The organism is Streptosporangium sp. NPDC002721, from assembly GCF_042888905.1.
Taxonomy (GTDB): Bacteria; Actinomycetota; Actinomycetes; order Streptosporangiales; family Streptosporangiaceae; genus Streptosporangium.
Map to the genome: position 1 here is coordinate 240,261 of NZ_JBIAQI010000001.1, position 13,467 is coordinate 253,727.

The 13,467-nt window shown below is 72.2% G+C and carries 9 protein-coding genes; 8 read left to right on the forward strand and 1 reads right to left on the reverse strand.

What is annotated here, in order from left to right; genetic code table 11:
• The first annotated feature begins 45 nt into the window (after positions 1-45).
• From trpA to ACFYWM_RS01085, 7 genes are all read left to right on the forward strand, one after another.
• Positions 46-840, forward strand: a complete 795-nt coding sequence (gene trpA / locus ACFYWM_RS01055; protein WP_389907046.1) for a tryptophan synthase subunit alpha — start codon at positions 46-48, stop codon at positions 838-840.
• A gap of 404 nt (positions 841-1,244) precedes the next feature.
• Positions 1,245-1,826: a MauE/DoxX family redox-associated membrane protein gene (locus ACFYWM_RS01060; RefSeq protein ID WP_389907048.1), complete on the forward strand. Its 582-nt coding sequence runs from the start codon at positions 1,245-1,247 to the stop codon at positions 1,824-1,826.
• Positions 1,826-2,590, forward strand: coding sequence for a DsbA family protein (locus tag ACFYWM_RS01065; RefSeq protein WP_389907050.1), 765 nt, complete (start codon positions 1,826-1,828; stop codon positions 2,588-2,590). The genes ACFYWM_RS01060 and ACFYWM_RS01065 overlap by 1 nt, the downstream gene beginning before the upstream one ends.
• Positions 2,591-2,616: 26 nt before the next feature.
• A complete protein-coding gene (gene lgt, locus ACFYWM_RS01070; RefSeq protein WP_389907052.1) occupies positions 2,617-4,026 on the forward strand; it encodes a prolipoprotein diacylglyceryl transferase in 1,410 nt (469 codons plus the stop codon).
• Between the two features lie 148 nt (positions 4,027-4,174).
• Positions 4,175-4,894: a VIT1/CCC1 transporter family protein gene (locus ACFYWM_RS01075; RefSeq protein ID WP_389907054.1), complete on the forward strand. Its 720-nt coding sequence runs from the start codon at positions 4,175-4,177 to the stop codon at positions 4,892-4,894.
• Positions 4,891-5,802, forward strand: coding sequence for a hypothetical protein (locus tag ACFYWM_RS01080; protein ID WP_389907056.1), 912 nt, complete (start codon positions 4,891-4,893; stop codon positions 5,800-5,802). The genes ACFYWM_RS01075 and ACFYWM_RS01080 overlap by 4 nt, the downstream gene beginning before the upstream one ends.
• A gap of 211 nt (positions 5,803-6,013) precedes the next feature.
• Positions 6,014-6,631: a hypothetical protein gene (locus ACFYWM_RS01085; RefSeq protein WP_389907058.1), complete on the forward strand. Its 618-nt coding sequence runs from the start codon at positions 6,014-6,016 to the stop codon at positions 6,629-6,631.
• A gap of 103 nt (positions 6,632-6,734) precedes the next feature.
• Here the strand turns inward: ACFYWM_RS01085 and ACFYWM_RS01090 are convergent, their stop codons facing one another.
• Positions 6,735-8,603, reverse strand: coding sequence for a bis-aminopropyl spermidine synthase family protein (locus ACFYWM_RS01090; RefSeq protein WP_389907060.1), 1,869 nt, complete (start codon positions 8,601-8,603; stop codon positions 6,735-6,737).
• A 274-nt stretch (positions 8,604-8,877) separates the two neighbouring features.
• Between ACFYWM_RS01090 and gltB the strand changes: the two genes are divergently transcribed.
• Positions 8,878-13,383: a glutamate synthase large subunit gene (gltB, locus tag ACFYWM_RS01095; protein WP_389907062.1), complete on the forward strand. Its 4,506-nt coding sequence runs from the start codon at positions 8,878-8,880 to the stop codon at positions 13,381-13,383.
• Positions 13,384-13,467: the final 84 nt, after the last annotated feature.

The window sequence follows — 13,467 nt, forward strand, 5'->3', positions numbered from 1 at the left end:
TTCCCTCCGGCGGCCCGGAGGGGACGAACCGCAACGGAAGCAACGATGACGACTCTCCAGACGGTGTTCGCCAAGGCCAAGGCGGACGACCGCGCCGCCCTCATCGGCTACCTGCCCGCCGGGTTCCCCAGCAAGGAGGGTGCGATCGCCGTCGCCACCGCCATGGTGGAGGCCGGCTGTGACGTGATCGAGATCGGCCTGCCCTACTCGGACCCCCTGATGGACGGCCCGACGATCCAGGACGCCGTCCACCGGGCGCTGACCAACGGCACCCGCATCGCCGACGTGCTCCGCACGGTCGAGGGCGTGGCCGCCACCGGTGCCGCCACCCTGGTCATGACGTACTGGAACCCGATCGACCGCTACGGCGTCGACCGCTTCGCCCGTGACCTGGCGAGCGCGGGCGGGGTGGGCACCATCACGCCCGACCTCACCCCCGAGGAGGCCGGTCCCTGGCGCGAGGCCAGCGCCTCGGCCGGGATCGACACGGTCTTCCTGGTCGCGCCCAGCTCCACCGAGGCCCGCATCAGGGCCGTCGCCGACAGCTGCACCGGCTTCGTCTACGCGGCGTCGCTGATGGGCGTGACCGGCGCCCGCGAATCGGTCGGCGAGGCCGCGCAGGGCCTGGTCGAGCGCACCCGCCCGCACACCTCCCTGCCGGTGTGCGTCGGCCTGGGCGTCGGCACCGGGCGGCAGGCCGCCGAGGTCGCGGGCTACGCCGACGGCGTCATCGTGGGGTCGGCGTTCATCCGCCGCGTTCTGGACGCCCCCGACGAGAACTCCGGTCTGGCGGCCGTCCGCGAGCTGGGCGCCGAGCTGGCGGCGGGCGTCAGGGGCTGAGGGCCCGCTTGCGAGCCGGGCACCGAGTTGGTGGGCGGGCGTCAGGGGTTGAAGGCCCGCTTGCGAGCCGGCGGGGGGTTTCAGGCGCCGAGGACTCGCCCGTGAGCTGGGCGCCCAGCCGTTGGGCGGGCGTCCAGGAGTTGAGGGGCCGTCCGTGAGCCGGGCGCCGAGCCGGGTCCGGGCGTTCGGGCGCTGAGGGCCCGCCTGCGGGCCGGGCGCCGAGCCGGTGGCGGGCGTCAGGCGCCGAGGACCCGCCCGGGCGCGCTCCCTCCCACGGAGGGGGCGTGCTCTGTTTCATGCCTGCCGGACAGGCTTATTCGACGCTTATCCAGCCCGTGATGAGGTTTCCATCGGATACCTTGCGTTCGCCGGAGACGTCCGCGCCCGTGGCCTGGAATAGGAGAATGGTGCTCGTGACCTCTGATAACCCCGCGCCCAATAGGTCGCGTATCGTGATTTCGGCGCTACCCTGGGTAACGACCGTCTCGCGGCTGGTGCTTGCGGGCGTGCTGATTGTCGCGGGTTGGGGCAAGATCGGCACCCCGGTGCTCTCGGTTCAGGCGGTCGAGGCATATGAACTGCTCCCTGAATCGCTCGCCACGGCGGTCGGCTACGGCCTGCCGATCCTGGAGATCGTCGTGGGGGTGTTGCTGGTCGTCGGGCTGCTCACCCGGGCGGCGGGTGTCATCTCGGCACTGCTCATGCTGGCGTTCGTCATCGGGATCGCCTCGGCGTGGGCGCGCGGGCTGCGCATCGACTGCGGCTGCTTCGGCGGCGGTGGTCAGCTGGCGGCCGGGGTGGAGCCCGACTACCTCATCGACATCCTGCGTGACCTCGGTCTCTTCGGACTCGGTGTGCTCGTCGCCTGGTTCCCTCCGGGCCGCTTCGCGCTGGACTCCGCCCTGGGGCTCACCCCGGGACGGGAGCCGTACGACGAGCCCGAGGGCGACGACGAGGAGGAGCACCAGGAAAAGGAGACGGACTGATGGGCAAGGCCGCGCGGGATCAGTCGGCGCGTGATCGGATCAAGGCACAGCGTGAAGAGCAGTTGCTGAGGGAAAGGCGCAAGCGCATGGCGACCATCGGAACGGTCGCCGTCGTCGCGATCGCCGCAGTGGGGGCGGGCTGGTGGTTCGCCGCCCAGAGCAGCAGGTCCGAGGAGGTCGGCGCCGCGCTCGCACCGGTCACCGTCGCCTCCGACGGGTCGGTGGTCATGGCCAGGGCGGGCGTGGAGAAGCCGGTCCTGGACGTCTTCGAGGACTTCCAGTGCCCCGCGTGCGAGGCGCTGGAGAGGACCAGCGGCGCCACGATCAAGAACCTGGCGGCCGAGGGCAAGGCCAAGGTGGTCTACCACCCGATCACGATCTTCTCGGAGCAGACCAACAAGGGCATCACCCGGGGCAACTCCGTGCGCGCCGGGGCGGCCTCCCGATGCATCGCCGGGGGCGCCCCTTGGAGCAAGTTCCACGACAGGCTGTTCGAGGAGCAGCCGTCCGAGACCGTGGAGGGCTTCGCGATCCCCGACCTGGTCGCCTGGGGCAAGGAGGCCGGGGTGACCGATCCCGCCTTCGAGAAGTGCGTGACCAGCCAGGAGAAGGCGTCCGCGCACCTCGCCTACAGCGCCGAGGTCCTGAAGACGCAGAAGCTCACGGGCACCCCGACGCTGAAGCTCAACGGCACCGAGCTGGACACCGCGGTGGCCTTCAAACCGGCCGAGCTACGTCAGGCCGTTCTTGATGCCGCCAAGTAGCGCCTGACACGGTAACGTCACCTGACATGCCCCTCGCCTCGATTCCCAGCCCCTCCCAGGGGGTCTGGCACCTCTTCGGCGTGGTCCCCATCCGGGCCTACGCACTGTGCATCGTGCTTGGTGTCGTCGTCGCGGTCGCCATCGGCGAACGTCGCTGGCGCGCCCGCGGCGGTGTCCCTGGAACGATCGTGGACCTCGCCGTCTGGGCCGTGCCGTTCGGCCTGGTCGGTGGCCGCCTCTACCACGTCATCACCGACTGGCAGCTCTACTTCGGGCCGGACGCGCCCAACGAGCCGATCGAGGCGCTGTTCATCTGGAACGGCGGCCTGGGCATCTGGGGCGCCGTCGCGCTCGGCGGCGTGGGCGTCTGGCTGGGCTGCCGCGGCCGGGGGATCTCCCTGACCGCGGTGGCCGACACCGTCGCCCCCGGCATCGTGGTGGCCCAGGCCATCGGCCGCTGGGGCAACTACTTCAACCAGGAGCTGTTCGGCAGGCCCACGGACCTGCCGTGGGGCCTGGAGATCGACCCCGACCGGCCGGGCACGGTGCCGGGCGAGGACACCTACCACCCCGCGTTCCTGTACGAGTCGATCTGGGACCTGGGCCTGGCGCTGGTCCTCATCTGGCTCGGCCGCAAGTTCGTGCTCCGCCACGGCCGCCTGTTCGCGCTCTACGTCGCCGGCTACACCGTGGGCCGCTTCTGGATCGAGGGCCTGCGGGTCGACACCGCCCACCACATCCTCGGCCTGCGGCTCAACCAGTGGACCTCGATCATCCTGTTCATCGGGGCGATGGCCTACTTCTGGTACGCCAGGAACAAGACGACCGAGGAGCGGGTCGTCCCGGTGACCGATCCCGACGACCTCACCGGCGGGGCCGTGGTCGCGGGGGACGTCCCGGGGGACGACGAGAGCGCGGAGTCGCGGTCGGCCTCGGCGAAGACCCTGGTCGCGCCGGAGCCGGGGGACGGGGCGGGGGATCCCGTCGACCCGGCCCATCCGTCGGACCAGGCCGACGAGACCGAGAACGACGGCGAGACCGGCCGGACCGGGAACGACGGCGAGACCGAGCAGGGCGGGAACGACGGCGAGGCGCCGGCCGCCTCGGCGACGCTCGTGGCCGAGGCTCCGGGCGAGACCGGGAAGGCGGGCACGGCCGGAGCGTCGGTCGACCCGGCCCACCCGTCGGACCAGGCCGAGCCGGTGGAGAACGGCCGTGACGGGAGCGCCCCGGCCGCGACCGCGGCTTCGGCCTCGGGCGAGGCCACCTCGGAGAGGCCCGTCTCCGGCGGGACCGTCTCCGACGAGACCGTCCCGGGTGACGCCGTCCCGGACAGCACCGTCCCGAGCAGCGAGGCTCCGGGGGCCGGGAAGAGTGAGCTCCGCGAGGAGACCGCGGCGAAGGGCGTTCCCGAAGGCGAGAAAGAACGACGTTGACGTTCTTCCCACGGTCGAGGCCCCGGGGCCCCGGACGCGCCGCCGGATCGTCCGGCACACCGGCGCGTCCTCTCTCCGGGGCCGGGACCGGCGGCACGCCGCACCCCCCGGGCGCTGAGTCCCCGGGGCCGTCTCCCGAAGGACCGGCGTGAGTCCGGACGCCTCCGGGGGGCGTGCCGAGATGCACCACCGGCATCGCGATGTCAACGGCGGCTGGCTGCGGCCGTCGGTGTTCGGCGCGATGGACGGCCTCGTCTCCAACTTCGCGCTGATCGCCGGTGTCGCCGGCGGCGCCGCGGGCACCAGGGTCATCCTGCTGGCCGGCATCGCCGGGCTGGCCGCGGGCGCGTTCTCCATGGCCGGCGGCGAGTACGTCTCGGTGGCCAGCCAGCGGGAGCTCGCCCTGGCCGAGATCGACGTCGAGCGGCGCGAGCTCGAACGCCACCCCGAGGCCGAGCTGGAGGAGCTCGCCAAGCTCTACGAGGAGCGGGGCGTCGACCCCGCGGTGGCGGCCGAGGTGGCCAGGCAGATCTCGACGGACCCCGACCGGGCCCTGGAGGTGCACACCGAGGCCGAGCTCGGCGTCACCCTCCGTGACCTGCCCTCGCCCAGGATCGCCGCGGTCTCCTCGTTCCTGTCGTTCGGGGTGGGCGCGCTCCTGCCCCTCCTGCCGTACCTGCTCGGCGTCACCAGCCTGGTGGCCTCGGCGGTGATCTCCTGCCTGGCGCTGTTCGGCGCGGGCGCGCTGGTCTCCCGGGTCACCGCGCGTAGCTGGTGGTACAGCGGGCTGCGCCAGCTCGTCGTCGGCGCCGTCGCCGCCGGCCTCACCTTCGCCCTGGGCACCTTCCTGGGAGGAACCGCACTGTGACCCCGCCACCCCCGGCCCCGACCCCCGCCCCGCCCTCGCCGGCTCCCGGGCGCAAGCGCCGCCGTACCTCCGGCAAGACCCGCACCTCCGGCAAGACCCGCACCTCCGGCAAGACCCGCACCTCCGGCAAGGCGCGGACCTGGACCGTCCCCCAGCTGGAGGAGTGGGGGCTGACGCCGACCCAGCAGCGGCTGGTGGTGGTGTTCGGGTCGCTGGCGGGTGTGCTGGTCGCCGCGGTCGCCATCACCCTGGCGATCTCCGCGATCGGCAACGACTTCGTGCCCGAGCGGGCCACCGCCTCGGTCATCGGCACCGAACCCCGGCCGGACGTCTACCGGGGATGGCCCTCCTCCAAGGTGTTCGCGCCGATCGCGGAGAGCAAGGCCGACCCCAAGCCGCTGACGGCCAAGGACCTCTTCGCCAAGACCCTCAAGGAGGGCCGGGTCACGCTGAGGCTGGCGGGCGCCCCCCGATTGGAGACCGACTGCGTGGCGGCGGTCTGGGGGCAGGGGCTCGCCGACCTGCTCACCCAGGGAGGGTGCACCCAGGTGGCCAGGGGCCTGTACACCAGTGCCGACGGCCGCTACATCGCCCAGTACACCATGTTCAACCTCCGCGACACCGCTTCCGCCGACACGCTGGCGAACACGCTGACCACCCTGCACCGGGGCGGCTGGGTCCGGCCGCTCCAGACGTCCAGGGCCGCCTTCCCCGCCGGGGGGCACACCGAGGCCAGCGGCCACGCCATGGGGCACTACGCGGGCCTGGTCTGGATCGGGAAGACCGACGGGACGGAGCCGGGCGCGAGGGACGACTTCGTCTCGCTGTCCCTGACGGTCCGCGCCACGGAGAAGGCGATCTTCCGTCGCATCGTCGCCGCCTCCCCGGCGCCCGCGCCGACCAAGTAGCTCCCGTACGCCGTGCCGTTGCCCGGATCCCGCCGGTTCGCGCTCGCCGGACCCGCCGGGAGGTACGGGGTGACGGCCCGGGAGGTACGGGGGTGGCACGGGGAGCCTTCCGGCCGCCGGGCGGGGCCGCCACGGACGGTGAGCCTCTGATTCCGGCCGGGAACCGCGGTTCTTCGAGGACAGGCGGCATGTCGAAGTAAGCTTTTTCCTCATGCGCAAGTGGATCATCATCATCGTCGTGCTGGCCGGGGTCGCCGGCACGGGAGCCTTCCTGTGGCTGGGCGGCGAGCCCGCCCCGCGCCCCGCCGTCCTGCGCGCGGAGACCGGTACGGCCCACTACGCGCCCATCGCGACCCGTGCCCTCGATCCCCGGCCGCTGACCGTCGCGGAGATGTTCCCCGGCCCCGCGGTGTCGGCGGGCACGACCAGGCTCGCGCTCAGGAACACCGAGACCCTCGCCGACTGCACCGAGGTGGTCTGGGGGAGCGCAGAGGAGGCGCTCGGCGGGTGCACGCAGGTGCTGCGGGCCCGCTACGAGACCGAGGACGGGGCGGTCTCCGGCCAGTTCCTGATCTTCAATCTCGGCGACTCCGCCGCCGCCGACAGGCTCGTGGCGGCGCTCAAGGGCGGCGGCTTCGTCCGGCCCGCCCCCGGCACGCCCGACGGCTTCGACGGCTCGGGCGGCTGGGCCCAGATCCGCGGCCTCGGACACTACGTCACGGTGAGCTGGGTCGCCCCCGCCGTGCCGGGGAGCAAGGTGGACCTCACCTACCCGCAGGTCGCGGTGGACGGTCTCGGACTGGTCATCCAGCGTCGGCTGGTGAGCTGAGGAAGCTTCATCCAGCGTCGGCTGGTGAGCTGAGGAAGCTCATTCAGCGTCGGCCGGTGTGCTGAGGAAGCTCATTCAGCGTCGGCCAGTGCGCTGAGGGAGCTCATTCAGCGTCGGCCGGTGCGCTGAGGGAGCTCTCCACCGCGGCCCGCAGCTCCAGCAGCCGGTGGGCGGGCAGTTCGAGGACGGTGACGTCGCCCGCCCACGGGGCCACGGCGGCGACGACCGCCCTGGCCTGCTTCTTCGTCAGGTCGCCCCTGACCCTGATCAGGGCCTCGCGCCAGGTGTTGGCGAGCTTGCCGTGCGCGTTGTCCAGGACGCGGCGCAGGATCCTGGCCGCGTTGTCAGCGTCGGAGCCGGTGTCGCCGGCTTTCCCGGCCGGTGGCGCCACCCGTACGGCACGCACGGACGCGCCCTCGGCGGTGAGCTCGTAGACGGGGGCGAGCAGGTCGGCGGGGAGGTCCTTCGGGGGCGCGGCCAGCGTGATCCGGACCTCCACGGCGCGGGTGGCGAGCAGCAGCCGGGGAAGCGCCGCCTCCAGACCGGCGGGTACGGAGATCGCCACCCTGGCCGGGTCGCTGGCGTAGGGCTTGGCCAGCCAGGTCGTCAGGCGCGCCCTGGGGGCCCTGGGCAGCACGTCGCGGGGCCAGTCGCCCACCAGCACCTCCGGGACGAACCCGTCGCCGGGGTCCGCGGCCGGGGCGGCGGCGGAGGGGGGCGCCGACTCCACGGACTGCGGGCCCTGCGTGTAGATGGCGGTGCCGGACGCCTCGACGCGGGCGGTCGCGGCGGGCCAGGTCTTCGTCGTGGGACGCAGGACGTACAGGTCGGCGGCCGAACCGATGGCCTCGGCGCCGAAGTAGCGGTTGAAGTCGGGGTAGATCGCCTCGTTGACGAGGTTGAGCTGCGACAGGGCCTGCTGCACCTTGAGGGCGAGCGCGGGGGTGCGCTCGCTCGCGCCGTACGCCAGCATGATCCGGCCCTGCTCGCGGTCGCGCAGCCCCTCCGCGCAGCGGGCGACGAACAGCCCGACGCCCTCGGGGGTGTAGGGAGGGTCGGTGATCGCCAGGTCGGCCCAGGAGTGCGCGGAGGCGGGCAGCCCCAGGCGCAGGTCGGCCCAGCGGGTCCGTACGGCCAGGCCGAGCCGGTCGGCCTGGCCGGCGATGTAGGCGAGGATGCGTTCGTCGACGTCGACGACGGTCACCTCGACGCCCGGGTGCAGCATCGCGGTGGCCAGCGAGGTCAGGTCGTGGTCGCCCACGCACAGCAGCCGGGCGCCGTCCAGCCAGAAGCGGGCGTCCAGCAGCAGAGCCCGCCTGACCACGGTCTCGCCGGTGGCGGCGACGTGGTCCAGGGTGTGGCGGCCCCGGGGCGCCTTGGCGATCAGCTCGTCCATGCGCGCGACCAGGTCCGCGTGGCCGGGGAGCAGGTGGGCCACGGGGTCCGCCGGCGCGAGGCTCCCCGCCCGGGCCCGAGCCGGTGAAGGGCCGCCTCGGGACGGTGTGGGGCCGGTCACTCCCGGGCCGGTCGGCGTGGGGCCGTTCGCTCGCGGCCCGGCCGGTGCGAAGGCGTCGTCCCCCTGCCTGGCCTGGTCCTGCCTGGCAGGGTCCTGCCGGGCCGGACCCTGCTCGGCCGGATTTCGGCCTTCCGAATTACGGGTGGCCGCATCCTGCCAGGTCCGGCCCCGGGTGGCCGGGTCCTGCCAGGCCGGCTCCAGCCAGGCCGGAGGGGCCGGGAGCCTGAAGCGGTCGCCGGATCGCTCCAGCTCCCCGTCCACCTCGCGCAGCAGCGCCTCGATGGTCCGCCGCGACGTCGCGGTCTCCCTGACCAGGTCGGCGAGCGTCCACCAGCGGCCGCCACCCAGCGCCACCAGCGCGTTCCGCAGCCGCCTGCCGTCGACGCCCGCCCGCGCGACGAGCGCCTCGGCCCCGGTCCGGCCGGGGATCTCCGGCGCGCCGGGTCGTCCCGACACGCCCGGGATGTTGGGAGTGTTGCCGTCTGTCAGACCGGTGGGGCCACCCGGGCCGGCGGGGTCGCTCGGTTCCATTGGGCCACCTTAGAGCCCCGACCTGGAATGTTGCGCCACCGTTATGTGTTAAACGAACCGGGCGAATCGGCACTAATTCGGCGCGACCTCACCGGGTAGGTAGGTATCCGGCAGGGTACGGTAATCTCTACCCACCACGCAGCAGGGCCAACGTCGTCCCTTGCTTGTTCCAAAGAAGCAAGACGACGGGAGGGATTCAATGCCTGCTGCCCACCTCGGCTTTCCCGAGCCCCAGGGCCTGTACCACCCCTCACATGAGCACGACGCCTGCGGTGTCGCCATGGTCGCGGACGTTGCCGGTCGCCGTAGCCACGACATCGTCGCGAAGGCATTGACCGCGCTGTGCAATCTCGACCACCGGGGAGCCCAGGGAAGCGAACCGGACACCGGCGACGGGGCCGGGATCCTGACGCAGATCCCCGACGCGTTCTTCCGCGCGGTGACGGACTTCTCCCTGCCCGTGGCCGGTTCCTACGCCGCCGGCACGGCCTTCCTGCCCGCCGAGGCGCAGGCCCGCGAGGCCGCCGTACGGCTCATCGAGGAGATCGCCGCAGAGGAGGGCCTGACGGTCCTCGGCTGGCGCGACCTCCCGACCACCCCCGACCTGCCCGGCCCGAGCGCTCGCGCGGTGATGCCGTTCTTCGGCCAGCTGTTCGTGGCCTCCCCGGACGGCGAGAGCGGCCTGGAGCTGGACCGGCTGGCCTTCTGCCTGCGCAAGCGGGCCGAGCACGAGGCGGGCGTCTACTTCCCCTCGCTGAGCTCCCGGACCATCGTCTACAAGGGCATGCTCACCCCGCTGCAGGTCGAGCAGTTCTTCCCCGACCTGAGCGACGAGCGCTACGAGACCGCGATCTCGCTGGTCCACTCGCGTTTCTCCACCAACACCTTCCCCTCGTGGCCACTGGCGCACCCGTACCGCTACGTCGCCCACAACGGTGAGATCAACACGGTCAAGGGCAACCGCAACTGGATGCGCGCCCGCGAGGCGATGCTGGAGACGGCGAACCTGCCGGGCGACCTGTCGCGGCTCTTCCCGATCTGCGACCCGGCCGGCTCCGACACCGCCTCCTTCGACGAGACCCTGGAGCTCATCCACCTCGCGGGGCGCAGCCTGCCGCACGCGGTGCTGATGATGATCCCCGAGGCGTGGGAGAACCACACCGAGATGGACCCCGCGCGGCGGGCGTTCTACGAGTTCCACTCCACGATGATGGAGGCCTGGGACGGCCCGGCCTCGATCACCTTCTCCGACGGCACCCTCGTCGGCGCGGTGCTCGACCGCAACGGCCTGCGGCCCGGACGGTTCTGGGTGACCACGGACGGCCTGGTCGTGCTCGCCTCCGAGGCGGGCGTGCTGGACATCGCCCCCGAGGACGTGGTCCGCAAGGGCCGCCTGCAGCCCGGCAGGATGTTCCTGGTCGACACCGAGCTCGGCAAGATCATCGAAGACGACGAGATCAAGACCGAGCTGGCGGCCGAGCTGCCGTATGGGGACTGGCTGCACGCCGGGCTGGTCCGCTTCGAGGAGCTGCCCGCCCGCTCACGCGAGGTCCTGTCGCACGAGGCGCTGATCAAGCGGCAGCAGACCTTCGGCTACACCGAGGAGGAGCTGCGGATCATCCTGGCGCCGATGGCCAGGGCGGGCATCGAGCCGATCGGCTCGATGGGCACCGACACCCCGGTCGCGGTGCTCAGCGAGAAGCCCCGGCTGTTGTTCGACTACTTCAGCCAGCTGTTCGCGCAGGTCACCAACCCGCCGCTGGACGCGATCCGCGAGGAGCTCGTCACCTCCCTGGCCAGCACCATCGGCCCCGAGGGCAACCTGCTCGACCCGGGCCCGGCCTCCTGCCGCCAGCTCGTGCTGCCCTACCCGGTGCTCGACAACGACGAGCTCGCGAAGATCATCCACATCAACGACGAGGGCGCGCTGCCGGGCTTCCACCCGCACGTGGTCTCCGGCCTGTACGAGGTCGCGGGCGGCGGCGAGGCGCTGCTGCGCCGCATCCAGGAGATCCGCGCCGAGGTCTCCTCGGTGATCGAGGGCGGGGCGCGGATCATCGTGCTGTCCGACCGCGGCTCCTCCGCGACCCTGGCGCCGATCCCCTCGCTGCTGCTCACCGGCGCCGTCCACCACCACCTGATCGCCGAGAAGACCCGTACCAAGATCGGCCTGGTCGTCGAGACCGGCGAGGCGCGCGAGGCGCACCACATGGCGCTCCTGGTCGGCTACGGGGCGGGCGCGGTCAACCCGTACCTCGCCATCGAGACCGTCGAGGACATGGTCGACTCCGGCGCCCTGAAGACCGACCGGCACAAGGCCGTGCGCAACCTCATCAAGGCGTACGGCAAGGGCGTGCTGAAGGTCATGTCCAAGATGGGGGTCTCCACGGTCGCCTCCTACACCGGGGCGCAGATCTTCGAGGCGCTCGGCCTGAGCCAGGAGGTCGTGGACGTCTGCTTCACCGGGACCACGTCCCGCCTGGGCGGCGTCGGCTTCGACGTCCTGGCCGAGGAGGCGGCGCAGCGTCACCTGCGCGCCTACCCCCGGGCCGAGAACGCCCACCGCCGCCTGGAGGTCGGCGGGGAGTACCAGTGGCGCCGCGAGGGCGAGCCGCACCTGTTCAACCCCGAGACCGTCTTCAAGCTGCAGCACGCCACCCGCTCGCGCCGCTACGAGATCTTCAAGGAGTACACCGGGCTGGTGGACTCCCAGGCGGAGAAGCTGATGACGCTGCGCGGCATGTTCAAGCTGCGCGAGGGCGTACGCGAGCCGGTGCCGATCGAGGAGGTCGAGCCGGTCAGCGAGATCGTCAAGCGCTTCTCCACCGGCGCGATGTCGTACGGCTCCATCTCGATGGAGGCGCACGAGACGCTCGCCATCGCGATGAACCGGCTGGGCGGCAAGTCCAACACCGGCGAGGGCGGCGAGGACCCCGAGCGGCTGCACGACCCGGCCCGCCGCTCGGCGATCAAGCAGGTGGCCTCCGGCCGGTTCGGCGTGACCTCGGAGTACCTGGTCAACGCCGACGACGTGCAGATCAAGATGGCCCAGGGCGCCAAGCCCGGCGAGGGCGGCCAGCTGCCCGGCCACAAGGTCTACCCGTGGATCGCCAAGACCCGGCACTCCACCCCGGGCGTCGGCCTCATCTCGCCGCCGCCGCACCACGACATCTACTCGATCGAGGACCTCGCCCAGCTCATCCACGACCTGAAGAACGCGAACCCGGTCGCCCGGGTGCACGTCAAGCTCGTGGCCGAGGTCGGGGTCGGGACGGTCGCGGCGGGCGTGTCCAAGGCCCACGCGGACGTCGTGCTCATCTCCGGCCACGACGGCGGCACCGGCGCCTCCCCGCTCACCTCGCTCAAGCACGCGGGCGCCCCCTGGGAGCTCGGCCTGGCCGAGACCCAGCAGACGCTGCTGCTCAACGGCCTGCGCGACCGGATCGTCGTGCAGGTGGACGGCCAGCTCAAGACCGGCCGCGACGTGGTCATCGCCGCGCTGCTCGGCGCCGAGGAGTACGGCTTCGCCACGGCACCGCTGGTCGTCTCCGGCTGCGTGATGATGCGCGTCTGCCACCTGGACACCTGCCCGGTCGGCGTCGCCACCCAGAACCCCGAGCTGCGCAAGCGGTTCACCGGCAAGCCCGAGTTCGTGGTCAACTTCTTCGAGTTCGTCGCCGAGGAGATCCGCGAGTATCTGGCCGCGCTGGGCTTCCGCAGCATCGAGGAGGCCGTCGGCCACGCCGAGCTGCTGGACACCACCCCGGCCGAGAACCACTGGAAGGCCTCGGGGCTGGACCTGGCGCCGATCCTGCACCAGCCCGAGCTGCCCGCGGGCACCTCGCTGCGCCGTACGGTGGAGCAGGACCACGGGCTGGCCAAGGCGCTGGACAACACGCTGATCCAGCTCGCCGAGGGCGCGCTCAAGGGCGGCTCCAGGGTCACCCTCGACCTGCCCATCCGCAACGTCAACCGCACGGTCGGCACCATGCTCGGCCACGAGGTGACCAAGCGGTACGGCGGCGCCGGGCTGCCCGACAACACCATCGACGTGCGCTTCACCGGTTCGGCGGGCAACTCCTTCGGCGCCTTCCTGCCCAGGGGGATCACCCTGCGGCTGACCGGCGACGCCAACGACTACGTGGGCAAGGGCCTGTCCGGCGGCCGGATCACGGTCCAGCCGCACGACGCGGCCCCGCTCGACGGGCACATCATCGCCGGGAACGTCGGCCTGTACGGCGCGACCTCCGGGGAGGCCTTCATCCGCGGCGTCGTGGGGGAGCGGTTCTGCGTCCGCAACTCCGGCGCCACCGCGGTGGTCGAGGGCGTCGGCGACCACGGCTGCGAGTACATGACCGGCGGCAAGGCGGTCGTCCTCGGCCCGACCGGCCGCAACTTCGCGGCGGGCATGTCGGGCGGCGTCGCCTACCTGCTCGACCTCGACGCCGAACGGGTCAACCGGGAGATGGTCGAGATCGAGGCGCTGGACGAGACCGAGTCCGAGGCGCTGCGCGAGCTCGTCGAGGCCCACCTGACCGAGACCGGCTCCACGGTGGCCAAGGCGCTCCTCGCCGACTGGGACCCGTCCCGGTTCAGCAAGATCATGCCGACGGACTACAAGCGGGTCCTGCGGGCCGCCGAGTCCGCCCGGCTGGAGGGCCGCGACATCGACGAGGCCGTCATGACCGCCGCGGTCCAGGGGTGAGGCCGATGTTCGTTCCGATGTCGACGACCGTTCATGTCGCCCATGTTTCTTCGGGTTTCCAGATTTTCCGCGCTCTCCAGGCTT

Coding starts and splice junctions, on each gene's coding strand:
- trpA (WP_389907046.1), top strand. CDS start 46: ATGACGACTCTCCAGACGGTGTTCGCCAAGGCCAAGGCGGACGACCGC.
- ACFYWM_RS01060 (WP_389907048.1), top strand. CDS start 1,245: ATGGTGCTCGTGACCTCTGATAACCCCGCGCCCAATAGGTCGCGTATC.
- ACFYWM_RS01065 (WP_389907050.1), top strand. CDS start 1,826: ATGGGCAAGGCCGCGCGGGATCAGTCGGCGCGTGATCGGATCAAGGCA.
- lgt (WP_389907052.1), top strand. CDS start 2,617: ATGCCCCTCGCCTCGATTCCCAGCCCCTCCCAGGGGGTCTGGCACCTC.
- gltB (WP_389907062.1), top strand. CDS start 8,878: ATGCCTGCTGCCCACCTCGGCTTTCCCGAGCCCCAGGGCCTGTACCAC.
- ACFYWM_RS01085 (WP_389907058.1), top strand. CDS start 6,014: ATGCGCAAGTGGATCATCATCATCGTCGTGCTGGCCGGGGTCGCCGGC.